The organism is Streptomyces sp. NBC_01176, assembly GCF_045039825.1.
Lineage (GTDB): Bacteria > Actinomycetota > Actinomycetes > Streptomycetales > Streptomycetaceae > Streptomyces.
The window spans coordinates 6,890,413-6,914,763 of record NZ_CP108600.1; the positions used below are offsets into that span (position 1 = coordinate 6,890,413).

Below are 24,351 nucleotides of genomic sequence, written 5' to 3' on the forward strand. Positions count from 1 at the left end.
GCGCGGGCCGTTCGCCCTACCGCGCCAGCGGCTCCGGGGTGTGCGGCACCCTCGGCGCCCTGGGTGCCGTCGGTTTCGTCGGCGTCATCGTCGAAGCGCCCGGTGTCTTCCCCTCCCGGATCGCCCCGCCGTCCGACCCCACGACCTTCCGGCCGCCGAGCGGCTCGTCCAGCCGCACCGTCTTCTCGTAGACCTTCGCGATCAGGATGCAGACCTTGCCCTGCCACGGGGTCTCGGTGACCTCGACCGTCACCTTGTCCGCGCTCTCGCTCGCCGAGACGGCGTAGTCGGCGCACACCCCGCCGGTGAAGCTCACCGTCAGGTCCTTGCCGTCGGCCGTGTACCCCTGCACCGTGACGTCACGGGACGCCGGCTCCCCGGTCGGCCGAGGGCTCGGCGCCCCGGGAGTCTCCGGCGTGGCCAGGTACTTCGGGTCGACGGCCGGATGCGTCACGGTGACGCGGGCGGTCGCCCCCTTCGGCCGTACCTCGAACAGCCAGGACGGCACCAGTGTCTGGTGTCCGTCCACGAAGTGCGACGCCAGCCCGAACGTGGCCTTCTCGACGGTCACCGACTCGCGCCGCGGCAGCGCGGTCGACGCGGCGCACGGCTTCTCGTCCCGGTCCTTGAGCGGCACGGCGCTCGCGCAGCCGCCGGGCCCGTTGCGGGCACCGCCCGGCGCCGGGGCCGATCCCGGACCGTTCATCAGGTCCAGCGTCCCGCGCGCGCTGATGACGGGGTACGTGTCCCCGCGCTCCGGCGTCTTCAGCAGGCCGTTGCCGCCCACCACCTGGCCTTCCTTGTCGACCTGGACGCCGGTGGTCCAGCCGTGGGTGGGCAGGCCGCCGACCTCGGGATCCGCGTTCACCACCCGCACGGCGCCCATGAGCGCGCTCGCGTCGAGCTTCGCGTCGTCCTCGCCGAGCGCCTTCAGCACGGGGGCGGCGGCCTTCTTCGCGGCGGCCTCGCTCACCGCGTGACTGCTCGGCGAGCCGGGGTCGCTGGTGCACACGGCACCCTTGCAGTTGTCGGTGCCGGGTGCGTAACGGCTGAACGTCCAGGTGCCGGGGGCCCGCCGGTTCACCTGGAGACTCGGGCCGGAGCCGTCCTGGCCCCCACCGGCCTGCCAGGTGTCGCCGACGAGCCGCGGGGTGCCGGTGAGCCCCAGGGCCTTGGCGAGGCGGGTCACCTCGGCCGCGGTCACCGAGCCCTTCGCCGCGTAGACGGGCGCGAAGTCCGGGCCGTCGGGCAGCTTGCCGTCCGCGCGGTAGACCGTGCCGTAGGGGTCCGGCTCACCCGGCGCGACACCACCCGTGCCACCGCCTCCGGTGGTCCCGTCGAGGGCGAGCGGCGGGGGAGTGCCGTCGCCGCCCGGGGACTCGGCGCCGCTGTGTCCGCCGCCGTCGAAGGCGGTCGTGGCCATGTACGCCCCGCCGCCCCCGACGAGCAGAACGGCGGCCGCGACCGAGGCGACGGCCACCGGGGAATGCCGACGGCGTGGCTTCGCCGTCCCGGCACCGTCCTCGGCGGGGTCGGTCGCTTCGTGGTCGGGTCGCTCGGTGCTCACCGCATCGCTCCTTCGGCTCCACTGCTGTCCGCGACGACCCGGCCCGGCCGGGGACTCCCGGAGCGGGCGCTGAAGGGTCGTACGCCGCCTCCCCTTTACGGGGGACGGCGATGGGACGCAGCGGGGGAGCGCACGGTTCCCTGCGGGCGCCGCCCGGCCGCCCGCTCACGGCGCCCGCGCGGACGCCGCACGGGCCGCGGGGTCAGTCGCCGTAGTCGGACATCGCGTCCAGCAGGCGGGCCGAGGCGGGGGGCACGCGCACCCCGTGGATACGGGACGGGGACACGGGCGGGACGGTGACCGGGGCCGGCGCCGCCCAGTGCCTGGCGGTCCGGGCGCAGTCGTCGCGCAGCGAGGCCAGGTCGCCTTCCAGGTCGAGCGGAGCGGAGCCGTGGACCTTGAGGTTCGTCATAACGGAACCGTATGCACCGGGAGCGTTACGAAGAAAGACCTACTATCGGGTAGTTTTGACCGCTTCTGAGGTCAGGCGCCGACCGGGTAGCGTGAACTGTCAACCCTCTCCCTTCGCAGGAGCGTGTCCTCGCCGTGCGTATCGCAGTCACCGGCTCCATCGCCACCGACCACCTCATGACCTTCCCCGGCCGTTTCGCCGACCAGCTGGTCGCGGACCAGCTGCACACGGTCTCCCTGTCCTTCCTCGTCGACAACCTCGACGTGCGCAGGGGCGGCGTCGGAGCGAACATCGCCTTCGGCATGGGTCAGCTGGGCACCAGGCCGATCCTGGTCGGGGCCGCGGGCTCCGACTTCGACGAATACCGCGCGTGGCTGGACCGCCACGGCGTCGACACCGGCTCCGTGCGGATCTCCGAGGTGCTGCACACCGCGCGCTTCGTGTGCACCACGGACGCCGACCACAACCAGATCGGCTCCTTCTACACGGGCGCGATGAGCGAGGCCCGGCTGATCGAGCTGAAGGCGGTCGCGGACCGGGTCGACGGACTCGACCTCGTCCTCATCGGGGCGGACGACCCCGAGGCGATGCTGCGGCACACCGAGGAGTGCCGGTCCCGCTCGATCCCGTTCGCGGCCGACTTCTCGCAGCAGATCGCCCGGATGAACGGCGACGAGATCCGGATACTGCTGGACGGGGCGACCTACCTCTTCTCGAACGAGTACGAGAAGGGGCTCATCGAGTCCAAGACCGGCTGGAGCGACTCCGAGATCCTCTCCAAGGTCGGCCACCGGGTGACCACCCTCGGCGCGCGGGGCGTCCGCATCGAGCGCGTCGGCGAGGACCCGGTGGAGGTCGGCTGCCCGGACGAGGAGCGCAAGGCCGACCCGACGGGCGTCGGCGACGCGTTCCGCGCGGGCTTCCTGTCCGGGCTCGCCTGGGGCGTCTCCCTGGAGCGCGCCGCCCAGGTCGGCTGCATGCTCGCCACCCTGGTGATCGAGACGGTCGGCACCCAGGAGTACCAGCTGCGCCGCGCCCACTTCATGGACCGCTTCACCAAGGCGTACGGCGACGACGCCGCCCAGGAGGTCAGGGCCCACCTGGTCTAGGCCGGGCCCGGCAGCGGGGTCAGGACACCCGGCGGACCACGTACACCGAGCCCCGGTCCGCCGGCTCCTCCCCGACGTACTCCTGACCCCGCATCTCGCACCACGCCGGGATGTCCAGGCGGGCCGCCTCGTCGTCCGCGAGGACGCGGACGGTGCCGCCGAGGGGCACGTCGCCGATGACCCCGGCCAGTTCGATGACCGGGATCGGGCAGAGCTTGCCGAGCGCGTCCAGGACGAGCGAACCGGACGGGGCGGACGCCGTCCGGGGAGCCGTCGGCGCGCCGAGCTTCTCGCGCACCGCCGAGACCGCCGCCGGAAGGACCGACAGGAACCGGTCGATGTCCTCGGCCGGCGTGCCCGGCGGCAGCGACACCCGGACGTTGCCCTCGCTCAGCACGCCCATCGCCTTCAGGACATGGCTGGGGGTGAGCGTGCTGCTCGTGCACGACGAACCGGAGGAGACCGAGAAGCCCGCCCGGTCCAGTTCGTGCAGGAGCGACTCCCCGTCGACGTAGAGACAGGAGAAGGTGACGATCCCCGGCAGCCGGCCGACCGGGTCGCCGACCACCTCCACGTCCGTGACCAAGTCCGGGACCCGCGTGCGGATCCGGTCCGTCAGTTCCCGCAGCCGCGCCGCCTCCGCGGCCGCCTGCGCGCGCACGGCACGCAGCGCGGCCGCCGCGGCCACCACGGCCGGGATGTTCTCGAAGCCGGCCGCCCGCCCCGACTCCCGTTCGTCCAGGGGTCCTTGAGGGGCGAACCGCACTCCCTTGCGCACGACGAGAAGCCCGACCCCCGAAGGGCCGCCCCATTTGTGGGCACTTGCCGTCAGCAGGGACCAGTCGCCCTCGATCCGCCCCCAGCCCAGCGACTGCGCCGCGTCGACCAGCAGCGGCACCCCCGCCGCCCGGCACGCCCGTGCGACCGCCGCCACCGGCTGTTCCGTCCCCACCTCGTGGTTGGCGGACTGAAGACAGGCCAGCGCGGTGTCGGGGCGCAGGGCGTCGGCGTACGCGGCGGGGGAGACCGCGCCCGTACGGTCGACCGGGACGCGGGTCACGGTGCCGCCCGCCGTCTCGTGGACCTCCGCCGAATGGAGTACCGACGAATGTTCGACAGCTGACACGATCAGGTGGCTTCCGACGCGTCGACGGCCCGCCAGCGCGCCCTCGATGCCGGAGTGCACCGCCCGGGTGCCCGAGCTGGTGAAGACCAGTTCGTCCGGGCGGCAGCCCACCGCGTCGGCGGCCGCCTCGCGGGCCGCGTCGAGCAGGAGCCGGGCCCGTCGCCCCTCCCGGTAGAGGCGGGCCGGGTCGGCCCAGCCCTCGTCGAGCGAGGCCTGCAGGGCCTGTCGGGCGACGGGATGGAGAGGGGCGGCGGAAGCAGCATCGAAGTAGGCCACACACCAACGCTAAAGCTCTGGTCGCGGCAGCGCTCCGAGGGGGTCGCGCGGAACGGCGCCACGAACCACGACGGGCCCGCAGCCGCCGTGACGTCCCGTGTCCCGGGCTCCTGAGCGCCCCAAACCTCCGTCAGAAGTAGCCCGGAGCAGGGCAACCCACCCCCTTCGGCTGACCCGGCGGCGCGTTGGGCACCCTCCCCGCGCGACCTCAAATAGCGTCCAGTAGGGTTTGGTCCGCATAAACATCCAAACCCCTGCCCGTGTGCCAGGGCGGCGAGCGACCAGCGAGAAGGGCCGTAGCCAACCAGCGCGGGCGAGACTCTCGGGAAGGCGCTACGTGAGTCCCAACGGCTCCGACCGCTCGCCGCGGCGCCCGATGCGGCGGAAGCTGCTGCAGGCAATGACTGCGGGCCTGGTCCTGGCGACCGCCACCGGTTGCACATACAAGGACTTTCCCCGCCTTGGTATGCCCACCCCGGTCACGGAGGAGGCTCCGCGGATCCTCTCCCTCTGGCAGGGCTCGTGGGCGGCCGCGCTCGCCACGGGCGTGCTGGTCTGGGGTCTGATCCTGTGGAGCGTCGTCTTCCATCGGCGCAGCCGCACCAAGGTCGAAGTTCCCCCGCAGACCCGGTACAACATGCCGATCGAGGCGTTGTACACGGTGGTCCCGCTCATCATCGTCTCGGTGCTGTTCTACTTCACCGCCCGCGACGAGACGAAGCTCCTCAGCCTCGACAAGAAGCCCGACCTCACGGTCAACGTGGTCGGCTACCAGTGGAGCTGGGGCTTCAACTACATCGAGAACGTCCCCGGTGTCACCGGTGACGCGAAGACCGACAAGAACCTGGACGCCATTCCGGACCGGTTCAAGAAGGACTTCCCGGTGAACGCCGGCGGTGTCTACGAGGCCGGCACTCCGAGTGAGCGGAACCCGCAGACGAACAACCCCGGTCCGACCCTCTGGCTCCCCAAGGGCAAGACGGTCCGCTTCGTCCTCACTTCGCGTGACGTCATCCACTCCTTCTGGGTGGTGCCGTTCCTCATGAAGCAGGACGTCATCCCGGGCCACACCAACTCCTTCCAGGTGACCCCCAACCGGGAGGGCACCTACCTGGGCAAGTGCGCCGAGCTGTGCGGCGTCGACCACTCCCGGATGCTCTTCAACGTGAAGGTCGTCTCGCCGGAGCGCTACGAGGCCCACCTCAAGCAGCTCGCGGCCGAGGGGCAGACCGGTTACATCCCGGCCGGCATTGAGCAGACGGGTCACGAGAAGAACCGGGAGACGAACAACCTGTGAGCATCCTCAACGAACCCCAGGGTGCCGCGGAAGCCGACGACTCGTACGAGAACGAGCTGCCGGTGCGGCGCAAGCAGCCGGGCAACGTCGTGATCAAGTGGCTCACCACCACTGACCACAAGACGATCGGCACGCTCTATCTGGTCACGTCGTTCGCGTTCTTCTGCATCGGTGGCGTCATGGCGCTGCTCATGCGCGCCGAGCTGGCGCGTCCCGGTCTGCAGATCATGTCGAACGAGCAGTTCAACCAGGCGTTCACGATGCACGGCACGATCATGCTGCTGATGTTCGCGACGCCGCTGTTCGCCGGTTTCACGAACTGGATCATGCCGCTGCAGATCGGCGCGCCCGACGTGGCGTTCCCGCGGCTGAACATGTTCGCGTACTGGCTCTACCTCTTCGGCTCGACGATCGCCGTCGGCGGCTTCCTCACCCCGCAGGGTGCGGCCGACTTCGGCTGGTTCGCGTACTCGCCGCTGTCGGACGCGGTCCGTTCGCCGGGCGTAGGCGCCGACATGTGGATCATGGGTCTGGCCTTCTCCGGCTTCGGCACGATCCTCGGTGCGGTCAACTTCATCACCACGATCATCTGCATGCGCGCTCCCGGCATGACGATGTTCCGGATGCCGATCTTCGTGTGGAACGTGCTGCTCACCGCGGTTCTGGTGCTGCTGGCCTTCCCCGTCCTGGCGGCGGCTCTGTTCGCCCTGGAGGCGGATCGAAAATTCGGGGCACATGTCTTCGATGCGGCGAACGGCGGAGCGCTGCTCTGGCAACACCTCTTCTGGTTCTTCGGCCATCCAGAGGTGTACATCATCGCGCTACCGTTCTTCGGCATCATCTCCGAAGTCATCCCGGTGTTCTCGCGCAAGCCGATGTTCGGTTACATGGGCCTGATCGGCGCGACCATCGCGATCGCCGGTCTGTCCGTGACCGTGTGGGCGCACCACATGTACGTCACCGGCGGCGTACTGCTCCCGTTCTTCTCCTTCATGACGTTCCTCATCGCCGTACCGACCGGCGTGAAGTTCTTCAACTGGATCGGAACGATGTGGAAGGGCTCCCTGTCCTTCGAGACACCGATGCTCTGGGCCACCGGCTTCCTCATCACGTTCACCTTCGGTGGTCTGACCGGCGTCATCCTGGCCTCGCCGCCGATGGACTTCCACGTCTCCGACTCGTACTTCGTGGTGGCGCACTTCCACTACGTGGTCTTCGGCACCGTGGTGTTCGCGATGTTCTCCGGCTTCCACTTCTGGTGGCCGAAGATGACGGGCAAGATGCTCGACGAGCGGCTCGGCAAGATCACCTTCTGGACGCTGTTCGTGGGCTTCCACGGCACGTTCCTGGTGCAGCACTGGCTCGGTGCCGAGGGCATGCCGCGCCGTTACGCGGACTACCTCGCGGCCGACGGCTTCACCGCCCTCAACACGGTCTCGACGATCTCCTCGTTCCTGCTCGGCCTGTCGATCCTGCCGTTCCTCTACAACGTGTGGAAGACCGCCAAGTACGGCAAGAAGGTCGAGGTCGACGACCCCTGGGGTTACGGCCGTTCGCTCGAGTGGGCCACGTCCTGCCCGCCGCCGCGCCACAACTTCCTCACCCTGCCGCGGATCCGCAGTGAATCCCCGGCGTTCGACCTGCACCACCCGGAGATCGCCGCTCTCGACCAGCTCGAGAACGCCGGTCACGGTTCGGCGGCCCTGGCTGGCGGCAAGGAGGCCGGCAAGTGAAGGTCCAAGGCAAGATGTTCCTCTGGCTGGCCCTCTTCATCCTGATCATGGCCATCGTGTACGGCCTGTGGTCGAAGGAGCCGGCCGGCACCACGGCGCTCTTCCTGGGCTTCGGCCTGAGCGTCATGATCGGCTACTACCTGGCCTTCACGGCCCGGCGGGTCGACCAGCTGGCGCAGGACAACAAGGAGGCCGACGTCGCGGACGAGGCCGGTGAGGTGGGGTTCTTCGCCCCGCACAGCTGGCAGCCGCTCTCGCTCGGTATCGGTGGCGCGCTCGCCTTCATGGGCGTCGTCTTCGGCTGGTGGCTGCTGTACTTCTCGGCCCCGCTCCTGCTGATCGGCCTGTGGGGCTGGGTCTTCGAGTTCTACCACGGCCCGGACCGCACCCAGTAGGACACGCGGTCCGCGCCACGCGCGGGACACGCCTTTACACCAGGGAGCCCGGACACTCCGTCAGGAGGGTCCGGGCTCCTCGGCGTGTCACGCCTCATGTCCCCCGGTCGGCCCACCCGCCGTGCCGTCGCGGCCGGCCGTTCATAGCGTGGAACCCATGAACCACTCACCGCGAATCCGCACGGTCGTCAGCTGCGCCACGCTGGTGGTTGCCTTCGGCGCGGCCACCACCGCCTGCGGCTCAGACAGTCATCCACTGGCGGCCAAGCCGTACGACGCGGCGGGCCTGATCTCCTTCAACGGTCCGGTCGAAGGCGACAGCAGCAAGGTGGACCCGGACAAGCCGCTCGAAATCACCGTCAATGATGACGACGAGCGCATCACCGATGTGACGGCCACGGACGCGACGGGCCGCTACGTGTCGGGTGAGCTGGCCGCCGACGGCACCCGTTGGCACAGCACCTCCGCCCTGGCCGCGGGCGCCCACTACACGGTGCAGGTGAGCACGGAGGACGAGGACGGCGCACAGGGCCGCAAGTCCATCGGCTTCGACACCATCACGCCCAAGGCCAAGAAGACACTCGGTGTCACCTTCGGGCCCGACGCGGGCGAGTACGGCGTCGGACAGCCCGTGACCGCCCAACTCAGCGCCCCCGTCAAGGACAAGGCCGCCCGCACGATCGTCGAGCGGGCCCTGCGGGTGGACTCGACGCCCGCGACGGAGGGCGCCTGGCACTGGGTGGACGACAAGACCCTGCACTACCGCCCCAAGGAGTACTGGCCCGCCCACGCCACCATCCAGGCGCACAGCAACCTCAAGGGCGTCAAGGTCGGCGCGGGGCTCTGGGGCGGCGACGCGAAGCCCCTGACGCTCACCACCGGCGACCAGCTCGTCGCCCTCACGGACGCCGCCACGCACATCATGACGGTGTACAAGAACGGCGAGCCGATCAACAAGATCCCCATCACCACCGGCAAGCCCGGCTTCGAGACGCGCAACGGCGTCAAGGTGGTGCTGAGCAAGGAGTACGTCGTACGGATGCGCGGTACCACCGTCGGTATCGCCGAGGGTTCCTCCGACTCCTACGACCTGCCCGTGTACTACGCGACCCGTGTCACCTGGAGCGGCGAGTACGTGCACGCGGCGCCCTGGTCGGTGGGCTCCCAGGGGTACGCCAACGTCAGCCACGGCTGCACCGGCATGAGCACCAGCAACGCGGCGTGGTTCTTCAACCACGTGCGCGTGGGCGACATCGTGAAGGTCGTCAACTCCAACGGGGCCCAGATGGCGGCGTTCGACAACGGTTTCGGCGACTGGAACGTCTCCTGGGCGAACTGGCGCAGCGGCAGCGCCCTGGTGGGCGGTACCCCCGACGGCCCGCCGGTGGCCGAGAAGGCGCGTCTGCGTCCCGAGTCCGTGTGAGACAGCGCCGCGGTCCCGCGCCCCGTCGAGGGCGCGGGAAGCGGCGTGCCGGGCCCCAGGCGGCCCACAGCCGCCGCGGCGGCTGTGGGCCGCCTGCCGGGACCTCAGGCGCCGAGCAGGGCCTTGCGGCGCAGGAGCGAGGCCAGCGAGGCGGCGAACTCCACCGGGTCGACCGGCAGGGTCACCGCGGCGTCCGCGCGGCTCCAGGTGGCCAGCCAGGCGTCCTGGGGGCGCCCGATGAGCACGAGCACGGGCGGGCAGTTGAAGATCTCGTCCTTGATCTGCCGGCAGACTCCCATGCCACCCATCGGGACCGCCTCGCCGTCCAGCACACAGACGTCGATGCCGCCCCTGTCCAGCTCCTTCAGGACGGCGGCGGGCGTCGCGCACTCGATGAACTCGACCTGGGGAACATCGGAGGCCGGTCTGCGGCCTGTCGCCAGCCGCACCTGCCCCCGGGTGTTGGAGTCGTCACTGTAGACCAGCACCGTGGCGGTCGGCTGCATTGTTCCTCCACGCATCTGAGAAGCACCGCATTGATCGGGAACTCCTGGTACCGATGGCGCGGATGCTACTCCTTCAAACACCTCGTCAACACCGGTTCGGACAGGGCTTCGATGGGCCATACGGGCTGGACACACCCCACAGACACCCCGAACGGCACCCCCCGGGGTGAGGGCGGGATAAGCGACCGACATAATGTCGGTCGTGGCGACAGCAACGACAGTAGAAACCGGGCACGCGCACCCGTCGGTCAATCGACCGAACCTCACCAGCGTCGGAACCATCATCTGGCTGAGTTCCGAGCTGATGTTCTTCGCGGCCCTCTTCGCGATGTACTTCACCCTGCGATCGGTGACCGGACCGGATCACTGGAAGGAGATGGCCGGCCATCTCAACTTCCCGTTCTCGGCCTCGAACACCACGATCCTGGTGCTCTCCTCCCTGACCTGCCAGCTCGGCGTGTTCGCCGCCGAGCGCGGGGACGTGAAGAAGCTCCGGATGTGGTTCACCGTCACGTTCGTGATGGGTGCGATCTTCATCGGTGGTCAGATCTTCGAGTACACCGAACTGGTCAAGAAGGACGGGCTCTCGCTCTCCTCCGACCCGTACGGCTCGGTGTTCTACCTGACCACCGGCTTCCACGGCCTGCACGTGACGGGCGGCCTCATCGCCTTCCTGCTGGTCCTCGGCCGCACCTACGCGGCCAAGAGGTTCACTCACGAGCAGGCGACCGCCGCCATCGTCGTGTCCTACTACTGGCACTTCGTCGATGTCGTCTGGATCGGCCTCTTCGCCACGATCTACATGATCAAGTAATCGGGCCCGCAGCCCGAAACATCCAGAAGCATCGACGCAGAAGATCCTGACACCGGGGTAATCCGTGAAAAAGCTCTCCGCACGACGACGCCATCCGCTGGCGGCGGTCGTCGTCCTACTCCTCGCGCTGGCGGCCACCGGGGGGCTGTACGCCGCGTTCGCACCCGCGAGCAAGGCGCAGGCCGACACCACCGCCCAGTCCCTTGCCATCGACGAGGGCAAGAAGCTCTTCTCCGTGGGCTGCGCAAGCTGCCACGGAACCGGCGGTCAGGGCTCCTCCGACGGGCCGAGCCTGGTGGGTGTCGGCGCCGCGGCGGTCGACTTCCAGGTCGGTACCGGCCGTATGCCGGCCCAGCAGCCGGGCGCGCAGATCCCGCGCAAGAAGGTCATCTACTCGCAGGCCGAGATCGACCAGCTCGCGGCGTACATCGCCTCGCTGGGCGCTGGTCCCACCATCCCGACGAAGAGCCAGGTCAGCCCGGAGGGCGCGGACATCGCCAAGGGCGGCGAGCTGTTCCGCACCAACTGCGCGCAGTGCCACAACTTCACCGGCAAGGGCGGCGCGCTGACGCACGGCAAGTTCGCGCCGAGCCTCGAGGGTGTCGACCCCAAGCACATCTACGAGGCCATGCAGACCGGCCCGCAGAACATGCCCTCCTTCCCCGACACCACGCTGTCGGAGAAGAACAAGAAGGACATCATCGCGTACCTCGACGCGGTCAACGGTGACAACACCGAGAGCCCGGGCGGTCTCGAGCTGGGCGGCCTCGGGCCGGTCAGTGAAGGCCTCTTCGGCTGGATCTTCGGTCTTGGCGCGCTGGTCGCCGTCGCCGTCTGGGTCGCCGCTCGGACCGCAAAGGCCAAGAAGTCATGAGTAGCCAAGACATTCCAGAAGAGAACCTGCCCGCTGAGCGGGCCGACGAGCACGGTCACGGCGCAGTAGCCGTCGCGAACGAGGACAACCCGTTCGCGGACCCGGGACTGCCGCCGCACGAGCACCGCATCCAGGACATCGACGAGCGGGCCGCCAAGCGGTCCGAGCGTGTCGTCGCGATGCTGTTCACGCTGTCGATGCTGGCCACGGTGGCCTTCATCGCCTCGTACGTGACGATCCCGAACGACAAGTCGATCTTCGTCTTCCCGCTCGGGCACATCAGCGCGCTGAACTTCGCGCTGGGTATGACGCTCGGTGTGGCGCTCTTCTCGATCGGCGCGGGAGCGGTCCACTGGGCCCGCACCCTGATGTCCGACGTGGAGATCGCCGACGAGCGTCACCCGATCGAGGCGGAGCCCGAGGTCAAGGCCAAGGTCCTGGCCGACTTCAAGCAGGGTGCCAAGGAGTCCGCGCTCGGCCGCCGCAAGCTGATCCGCACCACGATGTTCGGCGCGCTGGCCCTGTTCCCGCTCTCCGGCGTCATGCTGCTGCGCGACCTCGGTCCGCTGCCGGGCACCAAGCTGCGCCACACGATCTGGTCCAAGGGCAAGCTGCTCGTCAACATGAACACGAACGAGCCGCTGCGTCCCTCCGACATCGCCGTCGGCTCGCTCACCTTCGTCAAGCCCGAGGGCCTGGAGGAGAAGGACGAGGACTTCCAGCAGGAGATCGCGAAGGCCGCCGTGATGATCGTCCGGCTCCAGCCGGACAACATCAAGGACAAGCGCGAGCTCGCCTGGTCGCACGAGGGCATCGTGGCGTACTCGAAGATCTGCACCCACGTCGGCTGCCCGATCTCCCTGTACGAGCAGCAGACGCACCACGTGCTCTGCCCCTGCCACCAGTCCACCTTCGACCTCTCCGACGGTGCCCGAGTGATCTTCGGCCCGGCCGGTCATGCCCTGCCGCAGCTGCGCATCGGTGTGAACGACGAGGGCTACCTCGAGGCGCTCGGCGACTTCGACGAGCCCGTCGGTCCTGCCTTCTGGGAGCGCGGATGAGCACTACCACCACCTCCGACTCGCGCTCGCGCGAGAAGGCGCCCGCCGGTGAGCGGGTGGCCGACTGGGCCGACGGCCGCTTGGGGATCTACTCCCTGGCCAAGGCCAACATGCGCAAGATCTTCCCCGACCACTGGTCGTTCATGCTGGGTGAGATCTGCCTGTACAGCTTCCTCATCATCATCCTCACGGGTGTGTATCTGACGCTGTTCTTCCACCCGTCGATGAACGAGGTGGAGTACCACGGCAGCTACGTCCCGCTGCAGGGTCAGCTGATGTCCGAGGCGTTCAACTCGACCATGCACATCTCCTTCGAGGTGCGCGGTGGTCTGCTGATCCGGCAGATCCACCACTGGGCGGCGCTGATCTTCCTCGCCGGCATGTTCGTGCACATGATGCGCGTGTTCTTCACGGGTGCGTTCCGCAAGCCGCGTGAGGTCAACTGGCTCTTCGGCTTCCTGCTGTTCGTCCTGGGCATGTTCACCGGCTTCACCGGTTACTCGCTCCCGGACGACCTGCTCTCCGGCACCGGTGTCCGCTTCATGGAGGGCGCGGTCCTGTCCGTGCCGATCGTCGGCACGTACCTCTCGTTCTTCCTCTTCGGCGGTCAGTTCCCGGGCGGCGACTTCGTGGCCCGCTTCTACTCCGTGCACGTGCTGCTGCTGCCGGGCATCATGCTCGGCCTGGTCGTCGGCCACCTGATCCTGGTCTTCTACCACAAGCACACGCAGTTCGCGGGCCCCGGAAAGACGAACAGGAACGTCGTCGGCATGCCGCTGCTGCCGGTCTACATGGCCAAGGCCGGAGGCTTCTTCTTCCTGGTCTTCGGCGTCATCGCGGCCATCGCGGCGATCGCCTCGATCAACCCGATCTGGTCCATGGGCCCCTACCGTCCGGACATGGTGTCCACGGGCGCCCAGCCGGACTGGTACATGGGCTTCTCCGAGGGCCTGATCCGTGTCATGCCGGGCTGGGAGATCAACTTCTGGGGTCACACGCTCGTCCTGGGTGTGTTCATCCCGCTGGTGATCTTCCCGCTGGTCCTGGTCGCGATCGCGGTCTACCCGTTCATCGAGTCCTGGGTCACCGGCGACAAGCGCGAGCACCACATCCTGGACCGCCCGCGCAACGTCCCGACCCGTACCGCCTTCGGCGCGGCCTGGATCAGCTGGTACTTCGTCCTGCTGGTCGGTGGCGGCAACGACATCTGGGCCACGCACTTCCACCTGTCGATCAACTCGATCACCTGGTTCGTCCGGATCGCGTTCTTCGTCGTGCCGGTGCTCGTCTTCATCGCCACCAAGCGGATCTGCCTCGGCCTCCAGCGCCGCGACAAGGAGAAGGTGCTGCACGGCCGCGAGTCGGGCATCATCAAGCGCCTGCCGCACGGTGAGTTCATCGAGGTGCACGAGCCGCTCGGCCAGGAGGCCCTGCACACGCTCACCGCGCACGAGCAGTACCAGCCCGCCGAGATCGGCCCGGTGGTCGACGAGAACGGTGTCGAGCGCAAGGTGAACGGCGCGCAGCGGCTGCGTGCCAAGCTCAGCAAGGGCTTCTACGGGGAGCACAGCCAGATCCCCAAGCCCACGGTCGAGGAGTACGAGGAGATCACGAGCGGCCACGGCCACCACTGATCCTCCGACCGGTCCTCACCGGTCCCACTGATCGCCACGGCAGGAGCCCCCGTCCCATGGACGGGGGCTCTTTGCCGTGCCCGGGGCTGGATAGGGTGGACCCTGCTTGTACCTGTCTACGAACCCAGGAGCGGCAGATGAGTGCTGTGACCCCCGCTGGAGGCGACATCGCGGCGGGCCGTTCCTGGCCCGCGGTGCTGAACGGCCTGCTCGACGGCCGGGACCAGAGCGCGGACGACACGGCCTGGGCGATGGACCGGATCATGAGCGGCGAGGCGACGGACGCCCAGATCGCCGGCTTCGTGGTGGCGCTGCGGGCCAAGGGCGAGACGGTCGAGGAGATCACCGGCCTGGTCCGCACGATGTACGAGCACGCCAAGGTGATCGAGGTGCCGGGGGAGACCGTCGACATCGTCGGCACGGGCGGTGACGGCGCGAAGACGGTGAACATCTCCACGATGTCGTCGATCGTGGTGGCCGGTACCGGCGCGAAGGTCGTCAAGCACGGCAACCGGGCCGCGTCCTCGGCGTCCGGTGCCTCGGACGTGCTGGGAAAGCTCGGCGTCAATCTGGAGCTGACGCCGAAGCGGGTGGCCGAGGTGGCCGAGGAGGCCGGGATCACCTTCTGCTTCGCGGTGAAGTTCCATCCGGCGCTGCGTCATGTGGCGGCGGCGCGCGGACAGCTGGGGATCCGGACGGTCTTCAACTTCCTCGGTCCGCTGACCAATCCGGCACGGGTGAGGGCACAGGCGGTCGGTGTCGCCGACGCCCGGATGGCGCCGATCATGGCCGGCGTCTTCGCCGAGCGCGGCAACTCCTCTCTGGTCTTCCGCGGTGACGACGGGCTGGACGAGCTGACCACCACGGCGACGTCGAAGGTCTGGGTCGTGCGGGACGGCAAGGTGACCGAGGAGCGGTTCGATCCGCGGGACGTCGGGCTCGACCTGGTGCCCGTGGAGGCCCTGCGGGGTGCCGACGCCGCCTACAACGCGGAGGTCGCCCGCCGTGTCCTGGACGGCGAGACGGGGCCCGTACGGGACGCCGTGGTCCTGAACGCGGCGGCGGCGCTGGTGGCGTTGTCCCCGACGGACGCGTCCCTGGTGGACCAGCTCCGTGCCGCGATGGTGAAGACGGCTCGGGCCATCGACTCCGGCGCGGCGCACGCCGCACTCGACCGCTGGGTGACGGCCACCAACGCCTGACTCCTGGGCGGGGGCCGGCGGGGGCGCGGCCTTTCGGCTGGGCCCCGCCCGCCCGCGTCGTCTCCGTGTGTTCCGTCCGCGGGGCTTCACCCCGGACCCCGTTCGTGGTGGTTTTCCGGGTGCGGGCGGGTGGGGGCTGGTCGCGCAGTTCCCCGCGCTCCTGAGAGTGTCGAGGGCGTCACGGACTTCGAGGGCGAGGTCGTTCCGCCATATGGACGCCGGGGTTGCGTCCGGAAGATCGTGTGGCAGGATGCGGTATCAGGTCATGAGCGACAGCCATCAGGCCCCGGCCGGCTGTCCGGCAACCCTCCGTCCGTGGCGGGGTGCCCCGGGTGAAGACCAGGCCGTAGGCAGCGAGGTCTACGGCAAGCGCGGACCCCTCGAGAATCCCAGGGGTCCTGGTCGTTCGAGGGAGCCTTCTGTGAGCAAGCGAATGCGCTAGGGCGTAGAGCCCCGCCTCCGCACACCTCTTTTCACCCTCACCTGCGCCGAGCCGCGCGCGCGTACCTCCGTACGCCCCCGCTCGCGCGGTGCTTCCGCCTGCCTCTCACAGGAGTGCGCCATGTCTGTCTCCACCGCTGCCGCCGACCAGACCGTTTGTGCCCCGTTGCCCGTTCTGGGCCGTGATGTGACCGTCCCGCTCGTCACCGGCGGCGAGGTCACCTACGCCGCCCTCGACTACGCCGCCAGCGCCCCGGCCCTCCAGCGCGTCTGGGACGACGTCGCCGCGTACGCCCCGTACTACGGCAGCGTGCACCGCGGAGCCGGCTACCTCTCCCAGCTGTCCACCGACCTCTTCGAGAACGCCCGCAGGACCGTCGCGGAGTTCCTCGACTGCCGCGAGGACGACCAGGTCGTCTTCACCCGGTCGACGACCGACTCGCTCAACCTGCTCGCCGCCACCCTTCCGGCCGACTGCCAGGTCTTCGTCTTCGAGACCGAGCACCACGCCTCGCTGCTGCCCTGGCAGGACGCGCGGGTCACGTACCTCGACGCGCCCCGCACCCCGCGGCAGGCCGTCGCGGCCTTGGAACGCGCCCTCGCCGACCGCGACCCCCACGGACCGGCCCTCGTCTGCGTCACCGGCGCCTCCAACGTCACCGGCGAGCTGTGGCCGGTGCGCGAGCTCGCCGCGGCGGCGCACGCCCACGGCGCCCGCATCGTCCTGGACGCCGCCCAGCTCGCCCCGCACCACCCCGTGTCGGTCCGTGACCTCGACGTCGACTGGGTCGCCTTCTCCGGGCACAAGCTGTACGCGCCCTTCGGCTCCGGTGTCCTCGCCGGCCGCTCCGACTGGCTGCGGGTGGCCGAGCCCTACCTCGCCGGGGGCGGCGCCAGCCGCAAGGTCGCCCGGCGCGCGGACGGCGGCGTCGACGTCGAGTGGCACGAGAGCGCGGCACGGCACGAGGCCGGGTCCCCCAACGTCATCGGCGCCTACTCCATCGCCTCCGCCTGCAAGGCGCTCACCGAGGAGGGCTTCGACCGGATCGTCGCCCGCGAGCGGCACCTGATCCGCACGGTCCGGGAGGGTCTCGCCGAGGTGCCCGCCGTGCGCGTGCTGTCCCTGTTCGGCGAGGACGCGCCCCGGGTCGGCGTCATCTCGTTCGTCGTCGAGGGCTGGAACAGCTCGCACTTCGCGGCGGCGCTCTCCGCCGAGTACGGCATCGGGGTGCGCGACGGTCTCTTCTGCGCGCACCCGCTGCTGCGCACGCTGCTCGGCAGCGACCCGCAGACCCAGGGCGAGTGCGGGGCCCCCGAGGCGGCGCCCGGCGAGAAGTCCCTCAACGCGATCCGCGTCAGCTTCGGGGCGGGCACCCCGGACGAGCACGTGGAGCGCTTCGTGCGCGCCGTGAAGGAGCTCGTGCGGGACGGTGCGCAGTGGCGCTACCGGACCGAGGGCGGTCGCTGCGTGCCCGCGGTCTGACTCCGGCGGCCGCGGAGGTTCCGCGACGCGACGAGGAGCGGCGTCGCGGGCCGGGACGGGGCGAGGTACCGAGCGGCGCGGCCGGCCCTGCGGCGGGCCGGGCCCCCTCGGGTGGCGACCCTCGGCCGGCCGCCCTCACCTGGCGGCCCTCGGGTCGCGCGGTGGGGCAGGAGGTGTGGGTCAGGAGTCCAGGCCGATCGCGAACGCCGCCTCCAGGTCGTGCTGCGAGTACGTGCGGAACGCGACGTGCGTGTCGGTGCCCTCGACCCCCGGGATCTTGCTGATGCTGCCGGGGATGACGTCGGCCAGGTCGTCGTGGGCCTTGACCCTGACCATGGCGATCAGGTCGTACGTACCGGTGACGGAGAAGACCTCGCTGACACTGTCCAGCGCGGCGATCGACTCGGCGATCTCGGGGATCCGGTCCACGCTGGTCTTGATGAGCACGATCGCGGTGATCACGGCTGGTTTTCTCCCTCGGGGGCCGCTGCTGGGACTTTCACTCTAGTCGGCCGCCGGAAGCGCACCCACGCGTAGAGGAAGCCCAGCGAGAAGCCCACCAGGTGCGCCAGATAGGCGACCCCGGGGCCCGAGGGGCTGCGGCCCGCCGCCAGCCACTGCAGCGCCGCCCAGAACGGCAGCACGATCCAGGCGGGGAAGCGCAGCGGCAGGAAGAAGAGGAACGGGAAGAGACTGGTCACCCTGGCCTTGGGGAAAAGGTAGAGGAACGCTCCGAGGACCGCGGAGATCGCTCCCGAGGCACCGACCAGGGTCTGTTCGGAGGTGGAGTTGGCGATCGCGTAACCGACCAGCGCGAGATAGCCGCAGCCGACGTAGAAGAGGGCGAACTCGAAGTGGCCCATGCGTTCCTCGGTCATGGCCCCGAAGACGTAGAAGAAGAGCATGTTGCCCAGGAGGTGGAGCCAGCTGCCGTGGATGAACAGGGCCGTCGCGGGGGTCAGCAGAGCGCCCGGAGTCCCGCTGAGCAGGTCGGCGGGCACCACGCCCCAGCGCCGGAAATAGGCCCGCTGCGCGACGAGCAGTTCGTCCCCGGTGCCGTACGTCGGATTGAACCCCGACGCCGGGCCGATCACGAAGATCACGCAGCACAGGACGATCAGCCCGTACGCCACGGGCGCGGACTGGGCCCGCACCGTCCTGCCGACCCTCGTACTCCAGTTGCCGATCATGTTGCAGAGCATGACGTAACCGGACCGATGCACGCAGAGTGCCTCGCCGCTCCGGACGGCCGAGCGTCGAGTACCCGCCAGGCCGTAGGGTTACGAGCCACACGGACACCAGAAGGAAAGCGACTGCCACATGACGGTTCCCCTTCCGACCGCCGAGACTCGCTGGCGCTGCACCCTGTGCGGCAATCTGACGCGCTTCGACGTGACCCGCTCGTCCAAGGTCGTCGAGTACGTGCACCTCGACCTGGGCGGTGAGCCGAGCGTGGAGGAGCGCGAGGTGGTCAGTGAGACCATCGAGTCGGTGCGCTGTCGCTGGTGCAACGCGGTGGATCAGGTGGAACTGGTGGACAGGCCGGGCGCCGGCTCCTGAGGGAGCGGGCCCCGCACGGACGATGGAGTGACGGATGGCGGAGACCACAGGCGGGGAGCCGGACGACGGCGCCGCCGAGGTGCTCGACCGTCCGCTGCCCGACGGCGTGCGCCGCCGTGTCGTACAGATCGTCTCCGACGGGTTCGGCGGTCTGACCATCGCCGAACTGCCGGTTCAGCTACGGCAGTACGCGCGGTTCGCCCCGAACCGGCGGGCGAAGTTCGCCGGCAACGCGATGGCCGCCGCACTGGAGACCGACCCGCTCTTCCGGCAGCGTATCGCCGAGAAGCTCAGAGAGGCGCAGCCGGAGCTCGTCGGCGCCCTCGACTCCGGTGCGCCGCCCCCGGCCGCGGACCCGCTGGACGTGGCGGCCGCGGCCTACGTGCTGCGCCCCACGGGCTGGGTGAAGCTGGTGACCGCCGCGGGCGAGGAGGCCCTGCGGGCGGACGCCGAGCGTGCCGACGAGGAGAGCCGCGCGGAGCTGGAGCGGCTGCGTGAGGAGCTCGCCGAGGCGCGTGCGCACACCCGGACCGAGACCGAACGGCTGCGCGCCGAGCTGGAGTCGGCGAAGAAGGAGTCGGAGTCGCTGCACCGCAAGCTGCGCGGTGCCCTCAGCGACGTCAAACGGGGCGAGGCCGCGCTGCGCAAGCTGCAGGGCGAGATGGACACCGGGCGGGCCGAGGGGCAGGCCCAGGTGTCCGCCGCGGAGAGCGAGAGCCGGCGGCTCAAGACACGGCTCTCCGAGGCCGAGGCGGCCCTGGAGGCCACCCGTAAGGCGGCCCGCGAGGGGCGCAGCGTCGAGGACATGCGCGTCCGGCTGCTGCTGGACACCGTGCTGGACGCGGCGCAGGGGCTGCGCCGCGAACTCGCGCTGCCGCCGGTGTCCGTACGGCCCGCCGAGACCGTGGACGCGGTCGAACCGGGACGGATGACCCCCAAGGACATCGCCGCTCGCGCGCTGTCCGAGAACGATCCCGCGATCCTCGACCAGCTGCTCGCGCTGCCGCAGGCGCACCTGGTGGTCGACGGCTACAACGTCACCAAGACCGGCTATCCGCAGATGCCGCTGGAGAAACAGCGGCTGCGGCTGCTGGGGCAGCTCTCCCAGCTCGCCGCGCAGACCGGCGCCGAGGTCACCTGTGTCTTCGACGGGGCGGAGCTGGCCGCGCCGGTGCTGCTCGCGCCGCCGCGCGGGGTACGGGTGCTGTTCTCCAAAGCCGGCGTCACCGCGGACGAGTTGATCCGCCAGCTGGTGCGCGCCGAGCCGCCGGGGCGGCCGGTCATCGTGGTCTCCACCGACCGTGAGGTGGCCGACGGGATCGCCAAGGCGGGCGCCCGGCCGGTGGCCTCCGCGGTGCTCCTGAAGCGCTTTTCGCGGGGTTAGCCGAGCGCCTCTCCGCAGGGTGGGGCGAGCTTCTTTCCGCGGGGTCGGGCGAGCGTCTTTCCGCAGGGTCCGGCGAGTGCTTTCCGCGGAGTCGGGCGAGCGTCTTTTCCGGGTTCGGCAAGTGGTTTTCGCCGGGTCGGCGATCTGTGGCCTACGCCTCAAAGCGCCCGTACGTCCCATGTGTAACGTCCGGGCGCGATGACCCGTTTGGCGAGGCCTTCACGCAACGTAGCGTCAATCGCGCATCACTGCAGGTGAGTTGAGTGCAAAGAATGCGCTCGGTAGCCGAGATTTTTCAGGTTTGGATTTGAACTGATCACAGGAAGGTCACTAGGGTCTGGCTCGAACCTCCGCTCGGGTGATCACTCATTGGGAGTGACGGCGGAGGGGCACCGCCCGTCGGCGTTTCGGCAGGCGGCTGGAGGAAGAAGGAGCTCGCCTTCGTGGCGTCCCACCGTCGACCCAAGCAGCCGAGCCGCACCCGTGTGACCGTGCTCACCACCGCAGCGGCGGCCGCCGTGGCCCTCAGTGCCAACGCCGCCAACGCCGCGCCCAGCGAGAAGCCGAGCAAGGACGAGGTCAAGGCGAAGGTCGACGCCCTCTACGAGCAGGCGGAGAAGGCCACCGAGAAGCTCGACGGGGCCAAGGAGAAGCAGGACAAGCTGGAGAAGCAGATCAGCACCCTGCAGGACAACGTCGCCCGCGGCCAGGACGACCTCAACGAGCTGCGCGCCGGCCTCGGTTCGATGGCCAGCGCCCAGTACCGCACCGGCGGCATCGACCCCTCCGTGGCGCTGTTCCTCTCCTCGAACCCGGACGACTACCTGGACAAGGCGTCCGCGATGGACCAGCTGAGCAGTCAGCAGGTCGAGGCGCTGAAGAAGGTCCAGGAGAAGCAGCGCGAGCTCGCCCAGCAGCGCCAGGAAGCGTCCGAGAAGCTCAAGGACCTCTCCGACACCCGCGCCGAGCTCAAGAAGAAGAAGCAGGAAGTCCAGGGCAAGCTCGCCTCCGCGCAGAAGCTCCTCAACTCCCTGACGGCCAAGGAGAAGGCGGCTCTCGACGAGGAGCAGTCGCGTGCCACCCGTGCCAGCGAGCGCACGGTCCTCGGCAACCCCGGCAAGGCCGCCTCCGGGCGCGCCGGTGCCGCGTTCGCCGCCGGACAGAGCAAGATCGGCACCCCGTACGTCTACGGCGCCACCGGCCCCGGCTCCTTCGACTGCTCCGGCTTCACCTCCTGGTCCTACGCCCAGGCCGGTGTCTCCATCCCCCGCACCTCCGAGTCGCAGGCCACCATAGGCACCCGCATCTACTCGCAGAGCGATCTGCAGGTCGGTGACCTGGTCTTCTTCTTCGGCGACCTGCACCACGTCGGGCTCTACGCGGGCAACGGCCAGGTGCTGCACGCCCCGCGCACCGGCACCGTCGTGCGCTACGAGTCGATGAGCACCATCGGTGGAGCGTTCCAGTTCGGCGTCCGGGTCTGATCCGGCCTCCGAACCGCTCCGGGGATCTCCTCGGTATGCCGCCCAAACGGGCGAATCGCGGTAACTCCCGCTGACCCCACGCCCCGTCGGTGACCTGCGTCTCCGGCGGGGCGCAGCCATGTGCGCCCCCGGAGGTCTTTGGTCGCTGCGTAGTCGCACGGCTACTGTCTGCCGCGTTTCCCCCGATTCCGGGGGACCGTCAGCGGAAGGGAGAGCGGCTACCGTGGGGTCCCATCGCCGCCGTGCACCGTCCGGGTCCGACCGGGGCGCCAGCGCCGCGGGCATCGCCGGCATCACCGTCACCGTGATGTCCGTGGCCGCCGCAGCCCTCGGTGCCGTACCGGCCGCAGCGGCACCGCAGGACGACAGCCGGGCCGAGGTGGACCGCCTCTACACGCAGGCGGAGAAGGCCACCGAGGCGTTCAACAAGGCGGGCGAACGCGCCGGTTCGCTGCGCAAGGAGGTGCGCACGGCGCAGGACCGGATCGCCCGGCAGCAGGAGCGCATCAACACGATGCGGGACGCGCTCGGTTCGCTCGCCGTGGCCCAGTACCGCGCGGGTGGCCTCGACCCCTCCCTCGCGCTGCTCTTCTCCGACAACCCGGCCGAATACCTCGACAAGGCCGCCGTGCTGGACCGGATCACCGCTCACCAGGCGGAGGAACTCAAGGACCTCCAGCTCGCCATGCGCGATCTCGCCCAGGAGCGGAAGGAGGCGACCGGGAAACTCGCCGAGCTGGAGCGGAGCAGCAGGGCCGTCGCCCACCACAAGCGGACCGTGGAGCAGAAACTCACCGAGGCGCGGCGGCTGCTCAACTCGCTGCCCGACGCCCTGCGCGACGCCTACGACCGGGCCTCGCGCTCCGGACGCCCCGGCATCCCCGACCTCGGCAGCGCCGTGCCCTCCTCGGGCCGTGCCGCCGCGGCCCTCGCCGCGGCCCGCTCCGCGCTCGGCCGCCCGTACGTGTGGGGCGCCAACGGGCCCAGCGGCTTCGACTGTTCGGGCCTCATGCAGTGGTCGTACGCGCGGGCCGGGGTCGGTCTGCCGCGCACCTCGCAGGAGCAGCGGTACGCCGGACGCCAGGTGCCGCTCTCCCAGGCGCTCCCCGGCGACCTGGTCACCTACCGGTCGGACGCGAGTCATGTGGCGATGTACGCGGGCAACGGGCAGGTGATCCACGCGCCCTATCCCGGGGCCGCGGTGCGCTACGACCCGGTGGGCATGATGCCGATCTCGTCCGTGACGCGGGTCTGACCGCGCCGCCGGACCGCCGTACGATCGGGAACGTGGCAGGTCGAAGGCGTGCGTCGCGGGCGGGGTGTTCCCTGGTGCTGCTGCTCGGCGTGCTGGCGGGCTGCGGCGGACATCCGGCGCCGGACACCGCGGCCGCCGAGGTGCAGCAGGTCCTCGACCGGCGGGCGTCCGCGGTCCTCGACCGGGACGAGGCGGCGTACCGCGCCACCGAGGAACCGACCGGATCGGTCACCGAGTTCCGGTGGCTGCGCGCCGTCCCGCTGGCCGCCTGGTCGTACCACCTGACCGATCTGCGCCGTTCCGGGGACCGGGCCACCGCCGACGCGGAGCTGCGCTATCGCGTCGAGGGATACGACGGGGCTCCCGTCACGGTGGCCCGCACCCTGCGCCTGGTCCACGACGGCGGGCGGTGGCGGGTCGCCTCCGACGCGCCCGCGAAGAAGGCCGGCCGGCAACTGTGGGAGCAGGGCGCGGTGACGGCCGTACGGGGCGCGCACAGCCTCGTCCTGGGGGTCGGGCAGTCCGGTGAGCGGCTGCGGGCCTACGCGGCTCTCGCGGACCGCGCGGTGCCCGCCGTGTCCGAGGCCTGGGGAACGGACTGGGCGGGGCACGTCGTCGTCCTCGTACCGAAGTCGCTGGAGGGCATGGCGGGGCTGCTCGGCGCGTCGGCGTCCGGCTACCGGGGGATCGCCGCGGTCACCACCGGCGAGGCGGGCGGCCCGGCGAAGGCGCCCGCGGACCGGATCATCGTCAACCCCGAGGCGTACGGGGTGCTCGGCGACCTCGGCAAGCAGGTCGTGCTGACCCACGAGACGACGCACGTCGCCACCCGGGCCCACACGACCGCCGCCACGCCCCTGTGGCTGTCCGAGGGGTACGCGGACTGGGTCGGTTACCGCGGCAGCGGGCGTACGACGGCACAGGTCGCGCCGGAGCTGCAGCGGGCGGTGCTCGACGGCCACCTGCCGGCCGCGCTGCCGGCCGACGGGGACTTCGGCTTCACCGGGGACGCGGCGCGGCTGGCGCGGGCGTACGAGGGCGGCTGGACGGCCTGCCGGCTGATCGCCGACCGCTGGGGCGAGGTGCGGCTGAACGAGTTCTACCGGGCGGTGGGCGACCACGGGAAGCGGGCGGGGGCCGTGGAGGACGCGCTGCGGGGCGTGCTGCACACGACGCCGGAGAAGTTCACCGAGCAGTGGCGGACCTATCTGCGGGCCCAACTCGGCTGAGCCGGGTCCCCGTCCGGTACGGGCCGCCGTCCGGATCGGACGTCTCCTGAACCGCCCCTCCTGCGGAACCGGCCGTCCCCCGGACC

Annotated in this window: 22 protein-coding genes and 1 riboswitch; of the genes, 16 read left to right on the plus strand and 6 right to left on the minus strand. The window is 70.1% G+C overall.

Going from position 1 to position 24,351, the window contains the following annotated elements; all coding sequences use genetic code 11:
* Window positions 1–16: 16 nt before the first annotated feature.
* Entirely contained in the window at window positions 17–1,567 is a 1,551-nt protein-coding gene (locus OG199_RS29785; RefSeq protein WP_405832062.1) for a hypothetical protein, read from the minus strand.
* A 202-nt stretch (window positions 1,568–1,769) separates the two neighbouring features.
* Complete coding sequence (locus OG199_RS29790; protein ID WP_266698645.1) at window positions 1,770–1,979, minus strand: hypothetical protein; 210 nt, start codon at window positions 1,977–1,979, stop codon at window positions 1,770–1,772.
* Window positions 1,980–2,113: 134 nt separating this feature from the next.
* On the opposite strand from OG199_RS29790, the gene OG199_RS29795 reads away from it, so the two are divergent.
* On the plus strand, window positions 2,114–3,088 hold the full coding sequence (locus OG199_RS29795; protein ID WP_148013632.1) for a carbohydrate kinase family protein: 975 nt from the start codon (window positions 2,114–2,116) through the stop codon (window positions 3,086–3,088).
* 19 nt (window positions 3,089–3,107) lie between these two features.
* On the opposite strand, the gene OG199_RS29800 is transcribed toward OG199_RS29795, so the two are convergent.
* Complete coding sequence (locus OG199_RS29800) at window positions 3,108–4,490, minus strand: cysteine desulfurase/sulfurtransferase TusA family protein (RefSeq protein WP_401798726.1); 1,383 nt, start codon at window positions 4,488–4,490, stop codon at window positions 3,108–3,110.
* 337 nt (window positions 4,491–4,827) lie between these two features.
* On the opposite strand from OG199_RS29800, the gene coxB reads away from it, so the two are divergent.
* The 4 genes from coxB to OG199_RS29820 all read left to right on the plus strand — a co-directional run bounded on the left by coxB (window position 4,828) and on the right by OG199_RS29820 (window position 9,338).
* Window positions 4,828–5,787, plus strand: coding sequence for a cytochrome c oxidase subunit II (coxB, locus tag OG199_RS29805; RefSeq protein ID WP_266698642.1), 960 nt, complete (start codon window positions 4,828–4,830; stop codon window positions 5,785–5,787).
* The gene (ctaD, locus tag OG199_RS29810; protein ID WP_266698641.1) at window positions 5,784–7,520 is read left to right on the plus strand and encodes a cytochrome c oxidase subunit I; all 1,737 of its coding nucleotides are present in this window, start codon (window positions 5,784–5,786) and stop codon (window positions 7,518–7,520) included. Before coxB ends, ctaD begins: the two co-directional genes overlap by 4 nt.
* On the plus strand, window positions 7,517–7,915 hold the full coding sequence (locus tag OG199_RS29815) for a cytochrome c oxidase subunit 4 (RefSeq protein WP_356807167.1): 399 nt from the start codon (window positions 7,517–7,519) through the stop codon (window positions 7,913–7,915). The genes ctaD and OG199_RS29815 overlap by 4 nt, the downstream gene beginning before the upstream one ends.
* A gap of 157 nt (window positions 7,916–8,072) precedes the next feature.
* On the plus strand, window positions 8,073–9,338 hold the full coding sequence (locus tag OG199_RS29820) for an Ig-like domain-containing protein (protein WP_356807165.1): 1,266 nt from the start codon (window positions 8,073–8,075) through the stop codon (window positions 9,336–9,338).
* A gap of 104 nt (window positions 9,339–9,442) precedes the next feature.
* Here the strand turns inward: OG199_RS29820 and OG199_RS29825 are convergent, their stop codons facing one another.
* Window positions 9,443–9,844: a hypothetical protein gene (locus tag OG199_RS29825; RefSeq protein WP_266698638.1), complete on the minus strand. Its 402-nt coding sequence runs from the start codon at window positions 9,842–9,844 to the stop codon at window positions 9,443–9,445.
* A gap of 193 nt (window positions 9,845–10,037) precedes the next feature.
* Here OG199_RS29825 and OG199_RS29830 point away from each other — a divergent pair, with 193 nt between their 5' ends.
* The 6 genes from OG199_RS29830 (at window position 10,038) to OG199_RS29855 (ending at window position 17,353) form a co-directional block, all read left to right on the plus strand.
* Complete coding sequence (locus OG199_RS29830) at window positions 10,038–10,658, plus strand: heme-copper oxidase subunit III (protein ID WP_168527748.1); 621 nt, start codon at window positions 10,038–10,040, stop codon at window positions 10,656–10,658.
* A gap of 64 nt (window positions 10,659–10,722) precedes the next feature.
* The gene (locus OG199_RS29835) at window positions 10,723–11,532 is read left to right on the plus strand and encodes a c-type cytochrome (RefSeq protein ID WP_405832065.1); all 810 of its coding nucleotides are present in this window, start codon (window positions 10,723–10,725) and stop codon (window positions 11,530–11,532) included.
* Complete coding sequence (locus OG199_RS29840) at window positions 11,529–12,593, plus strand: ubiquinol-cytochrome c reductase iron-sulfur subunit (protein WP_266698636.1); 1,065 nt, start codon at window positions 11,529–11,531, stop codon at window positions 12,591–12,593. The genes OG199_RS29835 and OG199_RS29840 overlap by 4 nt, the downstream gene beginning before the upstream one ends.
* Window positions 12,590–14,227 carry a cytochrome bc complex cytochrome b subunit gene (locus OG199_RS29845; protein WP_351726278.1) on the plus strand — a complete coding sequence of 546 codons (1,638 nt, stop codon included), beginning with the start codon at window positions 12,590–12,592 and terminating at the stop codon, window positions 14,225–14,227. The genes OG199_RS29840 and OG199_RS29845 overlap by 4 nt, the downstream gene beginning before the upstream one ends.
* 137 nt (window positions 14,228–14,364) lie before the next feature.
* On the plus strand, window positions 14,365–15,429 hold the full coding sequence (gene trpD, locus OG199_RS29850) for an anthranilate phosphoribosyltransferase (RefSeq protein WP_356807160.1): 1,065 nt from the start codon (window positions 14,365–14,367) through the stop codon (window positions 15,427–15,429).
* A 261-nt stretch (window positions 15,430–15,690) separates the two neighbouring features.
* A riboswitch (SAM riboswitch) is annotated at window positions 15,691–15,807 on the plus strand.
* Window positions 15,808–15,991: 184 nt separating this feature from the next.
* On the plus strand, window positions 15,992–17,353 hold the full coding sequence (locus OG199_RS29855) for an aminotransferase class V-fold PLP-dependent enzyme (RefSeq protein WP_405832067.1): 1,362 nt from the start codon (window positions 15,992–15,994) through the stop codon (window positions 17,351–17,353).
* A gap of 180 nt (window positions 17,354–17,533) precedes the next feature.
* Here the strand turns inward: OG199_RS29855 and OG199_RS29860 are convergent, their stop codons facing one another.
* Together OG199_RS29860 and OG199_RS29865 are read right to left on the minus strand one after the other, a co-directional pair.
* Entirely contained in the window at window positions 17,534–17,815 is a 282-nt protein-coding gene (locus OG199_RS29860) for an Lrp/AsnC family transcriptional regulator (RefSeq protein ID WP_148013620.1), read from the minus strand.
* Window positions 17,812–18,543, minus strand: a complete 732-nt coding sequence (locus tag OG199_RS29865) for a rhomboid family intramembrane serine protease (protein WP_356807156.1) — start codon at window positions 18,541–18,543, stop codon at window positions 17,812–17,814. The genes OG199_RS29860 and OG199_RS29865 overlap by 4 nt, the downstream gene beginning before the upstream one ends.
* 130 nt (window positions 18,544–18,673) lie before the next feature.
* On the opposite strand from OG199_RS29865, the gene OG199_RS29870 reads away from it, so the two are divergent.
* The 5 genes from OG199_RS29870 (at window position 18,674) to OG199_RS29890 (ending at window position 24,265) form a co-directional block, all read left to right on the plus strand.
* Complete coding sequence (locus OG199_RS29870) at window positions 18,674–18,913, plus strand: hypothetical protein (protein WP_266698631.1); 240 nt, start codon at window positions 18,674–18,676, stop codon at window positions 18,911–18,913.
* Between the two features lie 34 nt (window positions 18,914–18,947).
* Window positions 18,948–20,297, plus strand: coding sequence for an NYN domain-containing protein (locus OG199_RS29875; protein WP_356807154.1), 1,350 nt, complete (start codon window positions 18,948–18,950; stop codon window positions 20,295–20,297).
* 443 nt (window positions 20,298–20,740) lie between these two features.
* Window positions 20,741–21,781, plus strand: a complete 1,041-nt coding sequence (locus OG199_RS29880; RefSeq protein ID WP_401798717.1) for an NlpC/P60 family protein — start codon at window positions 20,741–20,743, stop codon at window positions 21,779–21,781.
* Window positions 21,782–22,004: 223 nt separating this feature from the next.
* The gene (locus OG199_RS29885; protein ID WP_356808842.1) at window positions 22,005–23,036 is read left to right on the plus strand and encodes an NlpC/P60 family protein; all 1,032 of its coding nucleotides are present in this window, start codon (window positions 22,005–22,007) and stop codon (window positions 23,034–23,036) included.
* Between the two features lie 32 nt (window positions 23,037–23,068).
* Complete coding sequence (locus tag OG199_RS29890) at window positions 23,069–24,265, plus strand: hypothetical protein (protein WP_405832070.1); 1,197 nt, start codon at window positions 23,069–23,071, stop codon at window positions 24,263–24,265.
* Window positions 24,266–24,351 lie beyond the last annotated feature (86 nt).